20 protein-coding genes are annotated in these 17,301 nt (G+C 75.4%); 8 read left to right on the plus strand and 12 right to left on the minus strand.

The window, feature by feature from the left end:
• Nucleotides 1-7 precede the first annotated feature (7 nt).
• Genes ligK through QSK52_RS19070 form a run of 5 tightly spaced genes read left to right on the plus strand, consistent with a single transcriptional unit; the run spans nucleotide 8 to nucleotide 4,904 of the window.
• The gene (ligK, locus tag QSK52_RS19050; protein ID WP_285737289.1) at nucleotides 8-694 is read left to right on the plus strand and encodes a 4-carboxy-4-hydroxy-2-oxoadipate aldolase/oxaloacetate decarboxylase; all 687 of its coding nucleotides are present in this window, start codon (nucleotides 8-10) and stop codon (nucleotides 692-694) included.
• Between the two features lie 5 nt (nucleotides 695-699).
• Complete coding sequence (locus QSK52_RS19055) at nucleotides 700-1,620, plus strand: amidohydrolase family protein (RefSeq protein ID WP_285737290.1); 921 nt, start codon at nucleotides 700-702, stop codon at nucleotides 1,618-1,620.
• Between the two features lie 5 nt (nucleotides 1,621-1,625).
• The gene (ligA, locus tag QSK52_RS19060) at nucleotides 1,626-2,930 is read left to right on the plus strand and encodes a protocatechuate 4,5-dioxygenase subunit alpha (protein ID WP_285737291.1); all 1,305 of its coding nucleotides are present in this window, start codon (nucleotides 1,626-1,628) and stop codon (nucleotides 2,928-2,930) included.
• A 1-nt stretch (nucleotide 2,931) separates the two neighbouring features.
• Nucleotides 2,932-3,906, plus strand: a complete 975-nt coding sequence (locus tag QSK52_RS19065) for a Gfo/Idh/MocA family oxidoreductase (RefSeq protein WP_285737292.1) — start codon at nucleotides 2,932-2,934, stop codon at nucleotides 3,904-3,906.
• The gene (locus tag QSK52_RS19070; protein ID WP_285737293.1) at nucleotides 3,903-4,904 is read left to right on the plus strand and encodes an aldo/keto reductase; all 1,002 of its coding nucleotides are present in this window, start codon (nucleotides 3,903-3,905) and stop codon (nucleotides 4,902-4,904) included. Before QSK52_RS19065 ends, QSK52_RS19070 begins: the two co-directional genes overlap by 4 nt.
• 12 nt (nucleotides 4,905-4,916) lie before the next feature.
• On the opposite strand, the gene QSK52_RS19075 is transcribed toward QSK52_RS19070, so the two are convergent.
• Nucleotides 4,917-5,477, minus strand: coding sequence for a DUF664 domain-containing protein (locus tag QSK52_RS19075; RefSeq protein ID WP_285737294.1), 561 nt, complete (start codon nucleotides 5,475-5,477; stop codon nucleotides 4,917-4,919).
• A 189-nt stretch (nucleotides 5,478-5,666) separates the two neighbouring features.
• On the opposite strand from QSK52_RS19075, the gene QSK52_RS19080 reads away from it, so the two are divergent.
• A complete protein-coding gene (locus tag QSK52_RS19080; RefSeq protein ID WP_285737295.1) occupies nucleotides 5,667-6,251 on the plus strand; it encodes a DinB family protein in 585 nt (194 codons plus the stop codon).
• A gap of 13 nt (nucleotides 6,252-6,264) precedes the next feature.
• On the opposite strand, the gene QSK52_RS19085 is transcribed toward QSK52_RS19080, so the two are convergent.
• From QSK52_RS19085 to QSK52_RS19105, 5 genes are all read right to left on the minus strand, one after another.
• Entirely contained in the window at nucleotides 6,265-7,128 is an 864-nt protein-coding gene (locus QSK52_RS19085) for a hypothetical protein (RefSeq protein WP_285737296.1), read from the minus strand.
• Nucleotides 7,121-8,203, minus strand: coding sequence for a hypothetical protein (locus tag QSK52_RS19090; protein ID WP_285737297.1), 1,083 nt, complete (start codon nucleotides 8,201-8,203; stop codon nucleotides 7,121-7,123). The genes QSK52_RS19085 and QSK52_RS19090 overlap by 8 nt, the downstream gene beginning before the upstream one ends.
• Nucleotides 8,200-9,459: an MFS transporter gene (locus tag QSK52_RS19095; protein WP_285737375.1), complete on the minus strand. Its 1,260-nt coding sequence runs from the start codon at nucleotides 9,457-9,459 to the stop codon at nucleotides 8,200-8,202. The genes QSK52_RS19090 and QSK52_RS19095 overlap by 4 nt, the downstream gene beginning before the upstream one ends.
• A gap of 2 nt (nucleotides 9,460-9,461) precedes the next feature.
• Nucleotides 9,462-10,811 carry a discoidin domain-containing protein gene (locus QSK52_RS19100; RefSeq protein ID WP_285737298.1) on the minus strand — a complete coding sequence of 450 codons (1,350 nt, stop codon included), beginning with the start codon at nucleotides 10,809-10,811 and terminating at the stop codon, nucleotides 9,462-9,464.
• A 147-nt stretch (nucleotides 10,812-10,958) separates the two neighbouring features.
• Entirely contained in the window at nucleotides 10,959-12,188 is a 1,230-nt protein-coding gene (locus QSK52_RS19105; RefSeq protein ID WP_285737299.1) for an MFS transporter, read from the minus strand.
• 99 nt (nucleotides 12,189-12,287) lie between these two features.
• Between QSK52_RS19105 and QSK52_RS19110 the strand changes: the two genes are divergently transcribed.
• A complete protein-coding gene (locus QSK52_RS19110; protein WP_285737300.1) occupies nucleotides 12,288-13,373 on the plus strand; it encodes a DUF5937 family protein in 1,086 nt (361 codons plus the stop codon).
• A 28-nt stretch (nucleotides 13,374-13,401) separates the two neighbouring features.
• On the opposite strand, the gene QSK52_RS19115 is transcribed toward QSK52_RS19110, so the two are convergent.
• From QSK52_RS19115 to QSK52_RS19140, 6 genes are all read right to left on the minus strand, one after another.
• The gene (locus QSK52_RS19115; protein WP_285737301.1) at nucleotides 13,402-13,971 is read right to left on the minus strand and encodes a hypothetical protein; all 570 of its coding nucleotides are present in this window, start codon (nucleotides 13,969-13,971) and stop codon (nucleotides 13,402-13,404) included.
• Nucleotides 13,972-14,047: 76 nt separating this feature from the next.
• Nucleotides 14,048-14,266 carry a hypothetical protein gene (locus QSK52_RS19120; protein WP_285737302.1) on the minus strand — a complete coding sequence of 73 codons (219 nt, stop codon included), beginning with the start codon at nucleotides 14,264-14,266 and terminating at the stop codon, nucleotides 14,048-14,050.
• Complete coding sequence (locus QSK52_RS19125) at nucleotides 14,263-14,529, minus strand: hypothetical protein (protein ID WP_285737303.1); 267 nt, start codon at nucleotides 14,527-14,529, stop codon at nucleotides 14,263-14,265. The genes QSK52_RS19120 and QSK52_RS19125 overlap by 4 nt, the downstream gene beginning before the upstream one ends.
• A 103-nt stretch (nucleotides 14,530-14,632) precedes the next feature.
• A complete protein-coding gene (locus QSK52_RS19130) occupies nucleotides 14,633-14,944 on the minus strand; it encodes a YkvA family protein (RefSeq protein ID WP_285737304.1) in 312 nt (103 codons plus the stop codon).
• Nucleotides 14,945-15,051: 107 nt separating this feature from the next.
• Nucleotides 15,052-15,462 carry an SRPBCC family protein gene (locus QSK52_RS19135; RefSeq protein ID WP_285737305.1) on the minus strand — a complete coding sequence of 137 codons (411 nt, stop codon included), beginning with the start codon at nucleotides 15,460-15,462 and terminating at the stop codon, nucleotides 15,052-15,054.
• 21 nt (nucleotides 15,463-15,483) lie between these two features.
• The gene (locus QSK52_RS19140) at nucleotides 15,484-16,263 is read right to left on the minus strand and encodes an NAD(P)H-dependent oxidoreductase (protein WP_285737306.1); all 780 of its coding nucleotides are present in this window, start codon (nucleotides 16,261-16,263) and stop codon (nucleotides 15,484-15,486) included.
• A gap of 154 nt (nucleotides 16,264-16,417) precedes the next feature.
• Between QSK52_RS19140 and QSK52_RS19145 the strand changes: the two genes are divergently transcribed.
• On the plus strand, nucleotides 16,418-17,278 hold the full coding sequence (locus tag QSK52_RS19145; protein WP_285737307.1) for a helix-turn-helix transcriptional regulator: 861 nt from the start codon (nucleotides 16,418-16,420) through the stop codon (nucleotides 17,276-17,278).
• The last annotated feature ends 23 nt before the right edge of the window (nucleotides 17,279-17,301 follow it).

The following is a 17,301-nucleotide window of genomic DNA, read 5'->3' on the forward strand; positions in this document are numbered from 1 at the left end:
GAGACCCATGCACACCGAACTCGGTGTCGTCCGCACGAAGATCGAGCGGCCCGATCCGGCCGTGGTGGCCGCGCTGTCGGCCTTCGGCACGGCCACCGTCCACGAGGCGATGGGCCGCACCGGCCTGACCCGCCCGTACCTGCGCCCGGTGTACCCGTCGGCGCGGCTGTGCGGCCCGGCGGTGACGGTGCTGCTGCAGCCGGGCGACAACTGGATGCTGCACGTCGCGGCGGAGCAGGTGCGGCCGGGGGACGTGGTGGTGGCGGCCTGCACGACGGAGAGCGAGGACGGGTTCTTCGGCGAGCTGCTGGCGACCTCGCTGCGCGCCCGGGGCTGCGCGGGGCTGGTGATCGACGGCGGGGTGCGGGACGTCGCGGACCTGCAGGCGATGGACTTCCCGGTGTTCTCCCGGGCGGTGAACGCCCGCGGCACGGTGAAGGCCACCCTGGGCTCGGTCAACGTGCCGGTGGTGTGCGCCAACGCGCTGGTGCGGCCGGGCGACGTGGTGGTCGCGGACGCGGACGGCGTGGTGGTGGTGCCGCGCGAGCGGGCCGCCGAGACCGCGGAGGCGTCGGCGCTGCGGGAGGCGAACGAGGCGGGCAAGCGCGAGCGGCTGCGCGCGGGCGAGCTCGGCCTGGACATGTACGCGATGCGCGGCCCGCTGGCCGCGCTCGGCCTGCGCTACGAGGACTGACCGCGATGGAGCAGCAGAAGACCCCGGGCTGGCTGGACTGGCACCCCTCCCCCGGCCGCCCCTCCCTGGAGCTCCCGGCGGGCGCGGTGGACGCGCACTGCCACGTGTTCGGCCCGGCGGCCGCGTTCCCGTACGCGCCGGAGCGCAAGTACACGCCGTGCGACGCCTCCGCGGAGCAGCTGTTCGCGCTCCGCGACCACCTGGGCTTCGACCGCAACGTGATCGTCCAGGCGACCTGCCACGGCGCCGACAACCGGGCCCTGGTGGACGCGCTGCACCGCTCCGGCGGCCGGGCCCGCGGCGTGGCGACGGTGCGGCCGGGCGTCTCGGAGGCCGAGCTGCGCGAGCTGCACGGGGCGGGGGTGCGCGGGGTGCGGTTCAACTTCGTGCGCCGCCTGGTGGACGTCACCCCGCGCGCGGACCTGTGGGACGTGGTGGAGCGGATCGCCCCGCTGGGCTGGCACGTGGTGCTGTACTTCGAGGCCGCGGACCTCGCCGAGCTGCGCGAGTTCTTCCTCTCGATCCCGGTGCCGCTGGTGGTCGACCACCTGGGTCGCCCGGACGTCTCCAAGGACGTGGACGGCCCGGAGTTCGCCGGGTTCCTGTCCTTCCTGCGGGCCCGGGACGACGTCTGGTGCAAGGTCAGCTGCCCGGAGCGGCTCTCGCTGACCGGCCCGCCCGCCCTGGACGGCGAGCGCGCCGCGTACCGGGACGTGGTGCCGTTCGCCCGCCGGGTGGTCGAGGAGTTCCCCGACCGGGTGCTGTGGGGCACCGACTGGCCGCACCCCAACCTGAGGGACCACATGCCGGACGACGGCCTGCTGGTCGACTTCCTCCCGCACGTCGCCCCGACCGCCGAGCTGCGTCGGCGGCTGCTGGTGGACAACCCGATGCGCCTGTACTGGCCCGAGAACGAAGGGAGTTGAGCGGCATGGCGATCGACCGCAGCTACCGACTGGTCCCCGGCACGACGATCTTCGACGCCGAGCAGTCGGCCCGCGGCTACCACCTCAACCAGTTCTGCATGTCGCTGATGACGGCCGAGAACCGGGCCGCGTACCTGGCCGACGAGCGCGCCTACCTGGACGCCTGGCCGCTGCGCGAGGAGCAGAAGCGGGCGCTGCTGGAGCGCGACCTGAACGCGGCGATGCGCGAGGGCGGGAACATCTACTTCCTCGCCAAGTGGGGCGCCACGCTGGGGTTCTCGTTCCAGCAGATGGCGGGCTCGATGACCGGCATGACCGAGCAGGAGTACCGGGACATGATGGTCTCCGGCGGACGCTCGGCCACCGCCCCCGGCAGCCGGATCGACCACGCCGTGCTGGAGGCCGCGCACGCCGACCAGGCGCCGCCCGCCGAGCACGCCGCCGTCTCGGCCGCCGTGTTCACCTCGCACGTCCCGGCGATCGGCGCCGCGCTGGACCACGGCAAGACCGACGAGCCGTACTGGCGGCCGGTGTTCGCCGGGTACGAGCCCTCCCGGCGGTGGGCCGCCGAGCACACCCCGGACGTGGTGGTCCTGGTCTACAACGACCACGCCAGCGCCTTCGACCTCTCGCTGATCCCGACCTTCGTGCTGGGCACCGGCGCCGCCTACCCGACCGCGGACGAGGGCTACGGCCCGCGCCCGGTGCCGGGCATCGAGGGCGACCCGGAGCTGGCCGCGCACCTGGCGCACTGCCTGATCCAGGACGACTTCGACCTGACCCTGGCCAACGAGATGCCGGTCGACCACGGGCTGACGGTGCCGCTGTCGCTGATGTTCGGCGAGGTGGAGAAGTGGCCGTGCCGGGTGATCCCGCTGCACGTCAACGTGGTGCAGTACCCGGTGCCCTCGGGCGCCCGCTGCTTCGAGCTGGGCCGGGCGCTGCGCCGGGCGATCGAGTCCTACCCGCGCCCGCTGGACGTCCAGGTGTGGGGCACCGGCGGGATGAGCCACCAACTGCAGGGCCCGCGCGCCGGGTTGATCAACCGGGAGTGGGACAACGCCTTCCTGGACCGGCTGGTCGCCGACCCGGCGGGCCTGGCCCGGGTGCCGCACCTGGAGTACGTCGAGGAGGCCGGTTCGGAGGGCATCGAGCTGGTGATGTGGCTGATCGCGCGCGGCGCGCTGAGCGACGTCGACGACGGCGGCAGCGTGGACGTCGAGCACCGCTTCTACCACGTCCCGGCGTCCAACACGGCCGTCGGCCACCTGATCCTGAACAACCACCACCGCCTTGCCGAGGAGAACTGAGATGACGGAGCAGCAGCCCCTGCGGATCGCCCTGGCCGGCGGCGGCGCGTTCGGCGCCAAGCACGCCGCGGCCCTGCGCCGGATCGAGGGCGTGGAGGTGGCCGCCGTGGTCTCCTCCTCGCTGGACAGCGCCCGGAAGTTCGCCGCCGAGCAGGGCGTCGCCCGGGCGGCGGGCGGCCTGGAGGAGGTGCTGTCGGCGGACGACGTGGACGCGGTGATCCTGGCCACCCCGACGCCGCTGCACGCCGCGCAGACGCAGGCCTGCCTGGCGGCGGGCAAGCACGTGCAGGTGGAGATCCCGGTGGCGGCCTCGCTGCCGGACGCCGAGGCGTGCGTCGCGGCGGCCGGGCGCACCGGCCTGGTCGCGATGGCCGGGCACACCCGGCGCTTCAACCCGAGCCACCAGTGGGTGCGCCGCCGGATCGCGGCGGGCGAGTACGCCATCCAGCAGATGGACGTGCAGACCTACTTCTTCCGCCGCAGCAACCTCAACGCGCTCGGCCAGAAGCGCAGTTGGACCGACCACCTGCTGTGGCACCACGCCGCGCACACCGTCGACCTGTTCGCGTACCAGACCGGCTCGCCGATCGTCCGGGCCAACGCCGTCCAGGGCCCGGTCCACCCCGAGCTCGGCATCGCGATGGACATGTCGATCCAGTTGCAGGCGGCGAGCGGCGCGATCTGCACCCTCTCGCTCTCCTTCAACAACGACGGCCCGCTGGGCACCTTCTTCCGCTACATCGGCGACACCGGCACCTACCTGGCTCGCTACGATGACCTGATGACCGGAGAAGAGGAACCGATCGACGTCAGCGGCATCGACGTCTCACTGGACGGCATCGAACTGCAGGACCGCGAGTTCGTGGCCGCGATCCGCGAGGGCCGCGAGCCGAACGCCTCGCTCGCCCAGGTGCTGCCCTGCTACCGCACCCTGGCCGACCTGGAACGCCAGCTCGCCGCACCGGTGGGCGCATGAACACCCTCCGCAGGATCGGGCCGTTCGAGGTCCCGGCCGTCGGCCTGGGCTGCATGAACCTCAGCCACGCCTACGGCACCGCGCCCTCCCCCGAGGACGGCGCCAAGCTGCTGCTCGCCGCCCTGGACGCGGGCGTCACCCTGTTCGACACGGCCGCGCTGTACGGCTTCGGCGCCAACGAGGAGCTGGTCGGCCGGGTGCTGGGCCCGCACCGCGAGCAGATCGTGCTGGCCTCCAAGTGCGGCATGACCGGGGTGGACGGACGGCGCGTCATCGACGGCCGCCCGGAGACCATCCGGCGCACCGCGGAGCAGTCGCTGGCCCGGCTCGGCACCGACGTCATCGACCTGTACTACCTGCACCGGCTCGATCCGGCCGTCCCGGTCGAGGAGAGCGTCGGCGCGCTGGCCGAGCTGGTCGCGGCGGGCAAGGTCCGCGAGATCGGCCTGTCCGAGGTGTCGGCGGCCACCCTGCGCCGGGCGCACGCGGTGCACCCGGTCGCGGCGCTGCAGAACGAGTACAGCCTGTGGACCCGCAACCCGGAGCGCGGCACCCTGGAGGCCACCCGCGAACTGGGCGTCGCCCTGGTCGCGTTCAGCCCCGTCGGGCGTGGCTTCCTGACCGACGCCCCGCCCGCGATGGCCGACCTGCCGCCCGGTGACATCCGGCACGCCATGCCGCGCTTCACCGACGCCCACTACCCGGCGAACCTGGCGCTGCGCGAGCAGCTCGCCGCGCTGGCCGCCGACGCGGGTCTGACGGTGGCCCAGCTGGCCCTGGCCTGGGTGCTCTCCCGCGGCGAGCACGTGGTGGCCATCCCCGGCACCCGCTCGGTCGACCACCTGCGCGAGGACGTCGCCGTCCTCGGCCTGGACGTCCCCGCCGAGCTGCTGGCCGCGGCCGGCCGGGTGCTGTCCGACGAAACGGTGCACGGCTCCCGCTACGCGGAGGCCACCCTCCCGGAGATCGACACCGAACGCTGCGGCGCGGCGGGCTGACGTCCGCTCACCTCATCCGGCGGGGCGCCACGGCTCCACCCACGGATCGGCCCCCTGCTCGACGGCGGCGAGCAGCGGGTCGAAGGTGGCGCCGTCGATGCCCTCCCGGATGAGGTCGGCGTGGCCGCCGTGCCGGGCGGTCTCCTCGATCAGGTGCAGCAGCACCCAGCGCACCGACCACTCCTCGACCCCGGCGGGCACCCACGGCGCCCCCGGCGGGACGGGCACGGCCTGCCCGAGGTCGGGGACCGCGGCGACCACCGCGTCGGTCCGGGCGGCCGCGGCCGCGTAGGCGTCCAGCGCCCCGGCCAGCGTCTCGTCCGGGGCGAGGCGGAACTCGTCGTCCTGCGGCTGCGGTCCCTGCCGCCGCAGGACCAGGTCGGTCCAGAAGCCCTCGCAGCGGGCGGCGTGCTTGATCAGGCCGCCGATGCTCAGCTCCCCGGCGGACGCGGCCGTCCGGGCCTGTTCGTCCGTCAGGCCGTGGGCGGTGGCCCGCAGGGCGCGCCGCTGGTGGGCGAGGTAGGCGGTCAGCGCCGTGCGCTCGTCGGGGACGGGCGGGACGACTCTCGGCACGGCGGGCATCCTCTCGCACTGCAAAGCTTTGCAGAAACTTTCCGGCGAACCCTACTGCCAGTCGGTCCAAAGATCCACGGCCCCTCGCGAAGCCGTTGGCGCCGTGCGCCAATTTTCTTGCGCAAGATGCTGAAAATTCTTTCACCGAGGGCTTGACCACCCGCACCCCCGGGCGAGAAGGTCTGCCCCATGCCCGCACACGTACCGCCCATCGCCGACGAGCGCGACGGACTGCTCGCCTACCTCGCCCAGCAGCGCCGGGCCCTGCGCGCCACCGCCCACGGCCTGACCGAGGAGCAGGCCCGGATGACCCCCACCGCCAGTGCGCTGAGCATCGGCGGCCTGATCAAGCACGCGGCCCGCTGCGAGGCGGGCTGGACCGACCTGGTCCTGCAGCGGCAGCGCGGACCGCAGCGGAGCGCGGACGAGGACGACTCCGCCGAGTTCTCGCTCACGGAGCAGGAGACGCTGGCCGGGGTGCTGGACGCGTACGCGGCGGCGGCCCGGGAGACGGACGCGGTGGTCGCCGCGGTCGCCGACCTCGGACAGGCGGTGCCGGTGCCGCGCGGGGTGCCGTGGTTCCCCGCCGAGGTGGAGAACTGGTCGGTGCGCTGGGTGCTGCTGCACCTGATCGAGGAGACCTCCCGGCACGGCGGCCACGCCGACATCGTCCGCGAGAGCATCGACGGCGCCACCCTGTTCCCGCTGCTGGCCGCCGCCGAGCGCTGGCCCGACCCGTGGTTCGAGCCCTGGCGGCCCCCGGCCGCCGACTGAACCGGCCGTCCGCTCACCCGTCGGCGGGCAGCACCGCCACCGAGGCGGAGGTGGTGCGCAGGCGCACCCGGTGGCCGGCGTCCGGCTGCGCGGGGAGGGCGATCCGGACGTCGGCGGAGACCTGGTCGGAGTCGAACGCGTAGCCGCCGTCCCGCTCCGGCAGCCGCAGCGCCACCGAGGCGGAGGTGGACTCCACGCTCAGCTCGCCGGGCGGGGCGGCGAAGCCCAGGTCGGCGCTGCCGGAGCGGATCGACACCGTCGCGTGCTGCGGGCGCAGGCCGACGGCGGTGCAGCGGATCGAGGCCAGTGACAGCGCCAGGTCGCCGCGCAGGTCGGTGAGCGCGATCTCCCCGGACTCCTGGCGGACCGTCAGCGCGGTGTCCGCAGGGACGGTCAGCCGCAGCCGGCCGGCGCACCGGTCGAACGAGTCGCCGTGCGCGGCGGCGCACCGCACCGGCACGGCGCCGCCGTCTCGGGCCGGGCCGAGCCCGACCCGGCCGGGCTGCTCCGACCCCTCGGGCAGGTACTCGGCGGTGGCGGCGGACCCGCGGGCGGCGACGACCTCGACCCGGCCCGACACGCCGTCCAGCAGCAGCGCCCGCGGACTGCCGGGCAGCGCCTGCGGCCCCTCTCCGCCGCCCGCCCCGTTCCCGTCGGTCAGGGCCACCGCGCCCGCCCCGACCAGCACCAGCGCGACCGCCACCGCGCCCCACTGCCAGGTCCACCGCCTGCCTCCCGCCCGCGGCGCCACCACCGGCTGCGGCGGGGCCGGGGGCGGTGGTGGCACCGCGGGCTGCGGTGGCACCGACGGGGTCGGCGGGACCGGCGGCTGCGGCTGCGGATTCCGGTTCGGCTTCGGCGGGGTGCGCTCATCCATGCCCGGCCGTGTGCCCGCTCCCGGCCGCCGCATTCCCGGCCGGGGCCGCGCCGGGGGCCTGCACGGCGACCGGCGAGGAGGCACCGGGGACACGCAGGACGGGGGCGCCGGTCCCGTCGGCGGGGACGGTCCAGATGTCGGTGCTGCGGCCGTCGCCGCCCGGGAGGGCGTAGCCGAGGGTGGCGCCGTCCAGCCAGGCGGCCTGGTCGTCGACGCTGCGGGTCTCGGCGAGGGGGTGCTCGCGCAGGCCGTCGAGGTCGAGGACGTACAGCCGCCAGGGGGCGGCGGGATCGTCGGAGACCTTCTTCTTGAAGGCGATCCGGGTGCCGTCCGGGGAGAGCGAGGGGCATTCGACGTTCTCCCGCAGGGTGCGGGCGGACCAGGCGGCGAGGTCGCCCTCGACCAGGTGGGTGCGGCCGCCGGTGGAGACGGTGGCGTAGAAGCGGTTGTCGTCGGCGGCGAAGCTGACGCCCCAGTAGTTGACGTCGGCGGCGTGGTGGCGGGCGCCGTCCACGGTCAGCGGGATGTCCTCGATCGACTTGATCAGGTAGCCCGAGCGGAGGTCGAGGACAGAGGTGCGGGTGGAGAAGCCGCTGGCGGCGTAGGAGTCGCCGACGGCGAAGGCCGTCCAGGAGAGCAGGTTGCCGGAGGCGGAGACCCGGGCCCGGTTGGGGACGCCGGGCACGGTGATGCTCTGCAGCCGGGTGAACGCGCGGTCGTAGACGACGGCTTCGGTGCGGGCGGGGGTGCCGGGCAGGGCGCGCAGGCACAGCGAGCGTTCGCCGCCGGCGTGGAAGCGGTCGCAGGAGGGGCCGCCGGCCGGGCCGGACTCGCGAGCGACCCGTCCCGTGGCGGCGTCCCGGTAGTAGAGGCCGGGACGGTCCAGGGCGAAGGAGGCGTCGGCCGCGACGGCCCGGTGCGCGCCGCCGCGGCCGCGGGCGTGCAGCACGTAGCCGAGCGAGCCGCCGAGCAGGGCGAGCACGGCGACGCCGAGCACCAGCAGGCGCCACACCGGGGTTCGGCGCTCCTGCTCCGCGTCCTGCGGCGCCGCTCCGGGCAGATCGAGCGCGGTCATGCGGGTCTCCCTTCGGGCAGGATGCGGCGGGCCGCCACCAGGGCGGCGGTCAGGGCGAGCGCGGCGGCGGCCAGGGCGGGCCCGCTGCCCCACCAGGTCCAGGCCGCCCCGAAGGCGGCGGCGCCGACCAGGCGGGCCAGGGCCTGGCCGGTCTGGACGACGGCGAGTCCGCCGGCCCGGCCGCTCGCGGGCAGGGCGGCTCCGGCCAGCGCCATCAGGACGCCGTCGGTGCTCGCGTAGAAGACCCCGAGCAGGACGAGCACCGCGACGAGGGTGGCCGGGCCGGTCGGGACGAGCAGCAGCAGGTACCCGGCCAGCAGGGCGAGGTGCCCGACCAGGAACGGGGTGCGGCGGCCGGTGCGGTCGGCGAGCCGCCCGGCGGGGACGGCGAGCAGCAGGTAGCAGGCGGCGGCGCCGAGCGGCAGCAGCGGGAAGACCTCGGTCGGCAGGTCGAGGAGGCGCTGCAGCAGCAGGTAGAGGAAGGAGTCGCCGACGGTGGCGGCGCCGAGCAGCGCGGCGGCGCCGGTGATCCGTCGCAGCGCGGGGTCGCGCAGCAGGTGTCGGACCGTCGGCCGTTCGGGGCGGGGGGCGGCGCGGGGCTTCGGCGTCTTCGGTAGCGCTGCGGCGGCGCCGTCGCGGACGAACAGGGCGAGCACCAGGACGCCGAGCAGTCCGGTGGCGAAGGAGACCACGAAGACGGCGTCGTACGCGTCGGCGGTGGCCCGGAGCACGGCGAAGGCGGCCAGGGGGCCGAGCAGGGCGCCGGTGGTGTCCATGGCGCGGTGCACGCCGAAGGCGCGGCCGAGGTCGGCGGGGGGTGTGCTGAGCGAGATCAGCGCGTCCCGGGGGGCGGTGCGGACGCCCTTGCCGAGGCGGTCGGCGGCGAGGGCGGCGGCGATGCCGCCGGCGGCGCCGCCGGCCAGCAGCAGGCCGAGCCGGGAGAGCGCGGAGAGCAGGTAGCCGGCTCCGGCGACGCTCCTGTGCCGGCCGCCGCCGCGGTCGGCGAGCCGTCCGCCGAGCAGCCGGACGAGTGCGGTGGCGCCGTTGAACAGGCCGTCGAGGAAGCCGAACTGGAGGGGTGACAGGCCGAGGCCGAGCACCAGGTAGAGCGGCAGCACGGCGGTGACCATCTCCGAGGAGACGTCGGTGACCAGGCTGACCGCCCCGAGCGCGAGGACGGTGCCGGGGACGCGCCCGCCCGTCCCGGCGGGGCGGGCGGGCGCGTCCGTGCGGCGGCCGGTGGTGGCCAGGTACATCATCAGTGGCAGCTGTAGGCGGGGCTGGTGTCCTTGACCTGTCCGTCGGTACCGACGTAGGTCCAGCTGTAGCCGCTGTCCGTGAAGTCGAGCTTCAGGACGCCGTAGTCGCCGCTGATCCGCTTCTGGCTGTTGGGCTGGACCTGCTCGATCGGGTAGGGCTCGGCGCCGCCGGTGCCGCCGACGATCTCGACCAGGCCGTCGGCGGTGGCCCTGCCGTCCGGGTCCTGCGGGGCGAAGCGCTCGTAGTGGTGGTCGTGGCCGTTGAGGACCAGGTCGGCCCCGGCCGCGTAGAGGATCTTCCAGACCGGCTTGGAGACCGGGTCGTTGCCGTGGCCGCCGGAGGAGTAGAGCGGGTGGTGCCAGTAGGCGGCGATGCACTTCTTGCCGTTGGCGGCGAGGTCGGCCTTCAGCCAGTCGATCTGGGCGCTCTGGTCGAAGGAGTTGGAGTCGAGCGCGATGAAGTGCCAGTTGCCCTGGTCGTAGCTGTAGTAGCTCTTGCCCTGGGGGTAGGCGACCGCGCCGAAGTAGGACTTGTACCCGGCCAGCGACCCGGCCGGGTCGTAGGTCTCGTGGTTGCCGGGGACGGGGCGGGTCTTGGCCTTGAAGGCGCCCCAGGTCTTGTCGTAGTAGTTCTTGAAGTCCGCCAGGCGGGCGTCGTCGTACTGGCTGTCGCCCATGGTGATGTAGAAGGCGGGGTCGATCCGCTGGGCGAGCGCGGCGGTCTTCGGGTGGGCGCAGCCGCTGTCGGCGGCGGTGCACTGGGCGGCGATGTCGCCGGCCGCGACCACGGTGAACGCGCCGGTGGTGGGCGGCGTGCTGGACGAGGGGCTGGGGGTGGTGGCGCCGGTCCTCCCGTAGACCTCCATCTCGTACAGCGAGTACCCGTAGGAGGTGCCGCGGGCGGTGCCGTACATCCGGACGTAGCGTCCCTTCCCGGACAGGCCGGTGAACTCGTCGGTGCCGCCGTCACCGGCCTTCTCGGTGGTGAGGGCGGTCCAGGTGGTGCCGTCGGCGGAGGCCTCCAGCCGGTAGGCCTTGGCGTAGGCGGCCTCCCAGCTGAGCTTGATCCGCGTGATGGTGGCGGTGGTACCGAGGTCGACCTGCAGCCACTGCGGGTCCTTGCCCTCGGCACTGGCCCACCGGGTGCTGCCGCTGCCGTCGAAGGCCTTCCCGGCGGCGTACGAGGATCCTTCGGTGGAGGAGGCGGTGGCCGCCCTGCCCTTGGAGAGCAGCGGGTCGGCCGCCGCTCCGGCCCGTTCGGACCAGCCGAGCAGCAGTCCGCCGAGGAGGGCGAGCGAGACGGCGCAGCCGCCGATCCTGGCCCGCCGGGCCGTGATTGCCTGGTGCATCTGGACTCCCTGACCTGGAGGGGGAGAGCTGGAGGTGGGCGCACGCCGCGGACGGACCGCGCCACGCCACTGCCAGCGAGAGTAATAGAAAGTAAAGTTTCCTTCCAGTGGGAGTGACGATCGAACTTCCGTGCGCGCCAATGCCGTTCACCCTTCACGTTGACGCTCCGTCAGGTTCACCCGGCGGACGGCCGCCGCGGCGGCGAGGGTGCCCGCGGCGAGGGCGGGCCAGAGGGCGAGCGGGGCCAGGGCGGTGATGACGGCCGGGGAGAGCGCCAGTCCCAGGCCGGTGGAGAGCTGCAGGCGGGACAGTGCCCGGCCGAGTCCGCCGGGCGGGGCGAGGGCGGTGACCAGGGGCGTGGCGCTGCCCGCGTAGAGGATCTCGCCGAGGGTGCACGGGACGGTCACCAGGGCCACCGCGAGCGGGCCGAGCGCCGTGGCGGGCAGGAAGGCGAGGTAGCTCGCGGCGAGCACCGCCCCCGCCCGCGCCAGCACCCCGGCCCGCGGCCAGCGGGCCGCCGCCCACGCGGTGACCGGCACCTGGAGGGTGACCACCAGCACGGTGTTGGCGACGAACACCGCGGCGGGCCAGGCCGGGGAGGCGTGCAGGACCGTCACCAGCACCAGCGGCACCGCGACCTCGGGCACGTTGAGGCAGAACACGTACACCGCGTTGGCCAGCAGCACCGCCCGCAGCCGCCGCGTCCCGCCGTCCCCCGGCGCGGCCCCGGGGGCGCGTTCCGTCCGCCCGGCGGTGACCCGCACCGAGCGGGCCAGCACGGCGGCGGCCAGGAATCCCGCGCCGGAGACCGCGGCCAGCGCCCGCAGGGCGGGGGCGCCGCCGGTCAGGCAGACGGTGGCGAGCAGCGCGCCGAGGCCGAGCCCGGCGTTGCGGACGGCGCGGGCGGCGGCGAGCGCGGTGTCGCGCAGGCCGTCCTCGGCGACGGTGGTGACGAGGGCGGCGTGCGCGGCGGGCCACGCCTGGTTGCCGATGCCGAGGAACAGCGCGGCCAGCGCGAACGGGGCGACGCTCCCGGTCGGCGCGGCCAGCAGCACGGCCACGCCCGCGACCCGCACCAGCATCGCCGCGGCGACGGCGGCGCTGCGGGCGCCCCGGTCCAGCCAGCGGCCGAGCGGCGGCATGCAGGCCAGGCCCGCGACGATCCCGCCGGTCATCGCCAGCCCGGTGGTGGCCGGGTCCAGGTGCAGCACCGAGATGCCGTAGAGCAGCAGGAACGGGCGCAGCAGGCCCGAGCCGAGGGCGTCCACGAGCAGGGCGGTGGCGTAGCGCGGGCCGCCGCCCGCCCGGACGAGCCGGCGGAGGGTCGGGCGGGGCGGCGCGGCGACGGCGACGACGGCGGGGGCGGTGGTGGTCATGGCGCCACGGTGCGGGCGGGGCGGCGGGGCGGTCACGTCGGTTGACGCTTTCCGTCAACCGGGGCCGGGGCCCCGCCCGTGAGCAGCGAGAATACCGGGGTGACCCTGCGCATCGACCTCGCCGGGACGCCGCCGGAGCGGATCCGGTTCGGCGTCTCCCCGCTCGCCGAACTCACCGCGATGCTGCACGTGCTGGCCTCGCCGGAGCACCATCCGCAGCTCGCCGGGTGGGCGGCGGGCGTGTGGGCGGGGCTGCGGCCGGAGCTGGCCGAGCGGCTGCGCGAGGCGGAGTTCCTGTGGCGCTCCTCCCGGGCGGACTTCCTCGTCCCGGCCCGGCCGCGGGCCACCCTGGAGGCCGAGCTGGACGAGGTGGACGCGCTCGGCGACGAGCGGTACGCGCACGCGGCGCTGGTGACCACCTGCGGCTCCAACCGGCGGACCTTCGCCGACCGCTCCCCGCTGCACGACCCGGCGGCCCGGGCCGCCGCGCTGGAGCGGGCGCAGGCCCGCGGGCCCGTCCAGGAGGCGTTCGCGGAGCGGCTGCTGTCCGATCCGGCGGCCGTCCGGGCCCGGGTGCGGGAGACCCTGGAGCTGTGCGCGGAGGCGTTCTTCGACGCGGAGTGGCCGACGCTGGCCGCCCGCCTGGGCCGGGACGTGCGGGACAAGACCGAGCTGAGCCGCCGTCAGGGCCTGGCCGCGGCCCTGGCCGGGGTGTCGGCGGCGGTCGCCGTCGCGCCGGACGGCGGTTCGCTGGTCCTGGACAAGCTGCAGGACTCCACCGCGCGGGCGGGCCGGGCCGGGGTGACCTTCCTGCCGAGCGTGTTCGGCCACCCGCACCTGGTCGTGGTGCACGCCCCGGGCTGGCAGCCGGTGGTGCAGTACCCGGCGGCGGGCGGGGAGCGGGCGGCGGCCGTCCCGCTGGAGGCCGTCAGCCTGCGCCTGGAGGCGCTGGCCCACCCCGTGCGGCTGCGCCTGGTCCGCACCCTGGCGCGCGGGCCGCACACCACCGGCGAGCTGGCCCGGGCCTGGGACCTCACCCCGCCGGAGGTCTCCCGGCACCTGGCCGTGCTGCGCCGGGCGGGCCTGCTGACCGCCCACCGCCGGGGGCGGCACGTGCACCACGCCCTGGACCTGGCCGCCACCGGCACGCTCGGCACCGACCTGCTGGCGGCCGTGCTGCGCTGACCGTCCTGCGGGCCGGCCCGGGCGGTGCTCAGTCGCCGGGCGCCAGGAGGGCGCAGAGGGCGCAGAGGCCCATGAAGGACAGCAGGACGACGGGGACGGTGCGGTCCGGGGCGTCGGGGCGGGGGCCCAGGCGGGTCCCGACCGTGCCGCGCGGGTCCCGGGTGACCTGGAGCCGGTCACCGAGCGCGGGGTGGTCGCCCTTGGTGCTGATCCCGTGGAGCACGGAGCCGTCGTCGAGCTCCACGTCCACGGCGGTGACGGACGGGCCGACGCCGCCCATCGGGTCGGAGGTGACGATGGCGCGCACCACCGTGGCGTTCGAGGTGGTGCCGCGGTCGTGCAGGATCTGCTGCTCCTGCACGCCGAGCACGGCGATGAAGAGGGCGATCCAGGCCGAGTACAGCAGCATGACGGCCAGGGCGGCCGGTGCCTCGTCGTCCTTGACCAGCCGGATGACGCCCGTCACGCCGAGGGCCACCACCAGGAGGAAGCCGACGAAGCCGACCGGGCGCGCGGGCCCGTCGTGCAACGCCAGCACGCCCCACAGCAGCAGGACGGCCACCACCCCGCCGATCGGCCCCCACAGCAGCTTCTCCACGGCCTCACCCCCGACCGACCCGTACCCTGCGAGGGAGTCCCCAACTCCCTTCCGCAGCAGGTTTTCTGATGGGACGTCAGAGCGTGGTGGCGATCAACGCGAGCGCGCCCGCGCAGGAGACCACGAGGACGCCGGCGCGGGTGGCGGCGGGTGACAGGCGCGGGGAGAGCGCCGTGCCCGCGGCGGCTCCGGCGGCGAGGGCGGCGATCAGGGCGGGCCGGCAGCAGGGCCGCTCGCGTGCAGTCGGCGCGGGTGCCGCGCAGGCTCTCGTCCTCGTCCGCCGGCGGCCGCTCACGCGGCGGCGGCCCCGACCCGCTCCGAGCGCCCCGCCGCCAGCACCGGCGCCACCGCGGCCCGGAAGCCCGCCCGGTCGCTGCCGTACGCCGCGGACATCGCCCGCAGCCACCACGCCCCGATCACCGCCTCGCGCTCCACCGGGTCCTCCACCGGCCCGAGTTCGGCGTAGAACCCGGCCCGCTCCTCGTACGTGAGCGCCTGCTCGATGCCGTTGATGCTGCGCGGCACGCGCAACGTCCCGGACTCTGCCGTCGCGGTCATCCGTCCACCCTCCCACGTGTCTGCTCCGACGGTACCCGGCCGGACCCGGTCCGTCCCCCACCGCCCCGGACCCGACCCGGCTCCACGCCCCGCAGCGGGCCGGTCACGCCCGGCGGCCGCGGCGGCCCGCGCGCCGGGCGACCCCCTCGGGGAGGGCCTTGTTGAGCGAGCGCAGCGCCAGCAGCAGGACGCCGAGGTCGTCGATCAGGACCGGGTCGGGCATCAGGTCCACCGGCCAGACCAGGTAGGCGATCGCCGCCCAGAACAGCACCTTCTTCGACCGCGGGACGCCCGCGTCGACCAGCAGCCGCCTGGTGCGCACCAGTTTGACCACCAGCACGATCGCCGCGGCCACCGTCGCGACCAGGAACACCGCGGCGGCGATCCACAGCAGCGCACTCGTCCCCTCACCCATGCGTCCACCCCTTCGGTGTTCCTACCGGTTCCGTCGGAACACGTATGCCCCGCTTCGGGCGGAGTTCCCCTGTCCGGAGGAAGGTGACGGGCGGTCGGGCCGACGGCTCAGCGCAGCAGGGCGCGCAGGGCGCGGCGGAAGAGGAGGCGGCCGCACCAGGCGGTGGGGCGGTCGAGGAGGGCGGGCAGGGCGGCGACCCGCAGGTCCTCGCTCCAGCGGACGAGTGCGCCGCCGCGGTGGGGGCGGACCTCGATCCGGGCCCACCCGGTGACCACGGGGCCGCGTTTGACGAGGTGGCAGGTGCCGGTGCGGCCGCCTTGCGGGGGTTCCCAGCGGGTCAGGTCCATCGTGTCGTCGAAGCCGAGGCGGCCCGCGCCGGTGCGGGCCACCACCGTCCGCCCGTCGGAGCGGACGGTGGTGAACGGGACGCCCGCGCCGTGCCGGGGCCAGTCGGTGACGCGTCGCCACGCCTCCTCGGCGGTCAGTCCGGTGGCCTGCACGATGCGGAACTCGGTCATCCCTCGATGCTATCCGGCCGGTCAGGGGCGGGTGTGCAGGGCGAAGCCGGTGCGTCCGGCCGGTTCGAGGCCGGCCTTGAGGTGCAGCGAGGGGATCTCGTAGTCGCCGGAGTTCTGGGGGCGGTACGGGATCGGCTCGGTGGTCTCCAGGGTGAGCAGGCGCTGCTCCCAGGCCGCGGCGACGGCCGGGTACTCCTCGGGGGTGATCCGGTCGGTGCCGTGGACCACGAAGGGCGGCAGCACCTCCAGGCCCGGGTAGTAGAGGATGCCGTGCTGGATGGGGAACAGCAGGTCGTCGACGGGCCCGTTGATGCCGCGCTCCGCGTAGTGCGAGGCGGGGCCGCCGACGGTGACCGACAGCAGGGCGCGCCGCCCCGCGAGGGTGCCCTCGCCGAAGCGCTCGCCGTACTTGGTGTCGCTGTGCTCGCCGACGCCGTACGCGAAGTTGTAGGTGAAGACCCGGTCGACCCAGCCCTTGAGGATCGCGGGCATGGTGTACCACCACAGCGGGAACTGCAGGATGACGGTGTCGGCCCACAGCAGCTTCTCCTGCTCGGCGCGGACGTCCGCGGTGAGCTCCCCGGCGGCGAAGGCGCGGCCGGAGTCGCGGGCGACCTTCAGCGGGCTGGAGGCGTGCGGGCCGTAGTCCGCGGCGTCGACGGTGGCCTTCCAGCCCATCGCGTACAGGTCGCTGACCCGCACCTGGTGCCCGGCGGCCCGCAGCACCGCGACCGCGTGGTCGGTGAGCGAGCCGTTGAGCGACTTCGGCTCGGGGTGGGCGTGGACGATCAGGGTCTTCATCGGGGTCTCTCTCCTCCGGTCGGGCCGTCTGCGGCACTCCCGATCCTGGCCGCCGCGGGGCCGGCCGTTCAGGGGCCGCGGTTCCGTAGGACCGGACTTCCTGGTACTCGCAGGACCACCGTCCGCGGCGCGCCGCCGGGCGATACTGGGGCGCATGGACGATCTCGCGGGCTTCCTGCGGACCCGGCGCGCCCGGGTCGACCCGGCGGCGGCCGGGATCCCGGTCGACGGGCGCCGCCGGGTGGTGGGGCTGCGGCGCGAGGAGGTCGCGCACCTGTCGGGGGTGAGCGTCGACTACTACGTGCGCCTGGAGCAGGGGCGCGCCACCCAGCCCTCCGAGCAGGTGCTGGACGCGCTGGCCCGGGTGCTGGGCCTGGACCGGACCGAGCGGGAGCACCTGCACCGGCTGGCCCGGCAGCCCCGGCGCCGGACGAAGGCCCCGAGCGGGCGTGTCCGGCCGGAGCTGCTGCGGGTGCTGGACCTGGTCGTCGACGCCCCCGCGCTGGTCATGGGCCACCGGCTGGACGTGCTGGCCGGCAACCGCCTCGCCGGGCTGCTCTACGGCCGTCCGGACGTCGTGGGCCTGAACGTCGCCCGGCACCTCTTCCTGGAGGAGGGCGAGCACGGCCTCTACGCGGGCTGGGAGACCTGCACCCTCGACGTGGTCGGCCACCTGCGGCTGGCCGCCGGGAAGTACCCCGACGACCCCCGACTGACCTCGCTGATCGGCGAGTTGGCGGTGGGCAGCGAGCGCTTCCGCCGCCTGTGGGCCCGCGCGGACGTGCGCGCCCGCACGCACGGGTGCAAGGCGTACCGCCACCCGCTGGTGGGGCTGCTCGAACTGCACCAGGAGAACTTCGCGCTGCCGGACGGGTCGGGCACCGAGCTGCTGGTGCTCACCGCGGCCCCCGGCAGCCCCTCCGCGGACGGGCTGCGCCTGCTCGCGGGCCTGGACGCGGCGGGGGCCGCCGACGAGGGCGTCCGGGACGCGGCGGGGGCCCGGGCCGCCGAGTAGCCCGGGCGCCCGGAACCCGTCAC

Source organism: Kitasatospora phosalacinea (assembly GCF_030268885.1).
Taxonomy (GTDB): Bacteria; Actinomycetota; Actinomycetes; order Streptomycetales; family Streptomycetaceae; genus Kitasatospora; species Kitasatospora phosalacinea_C.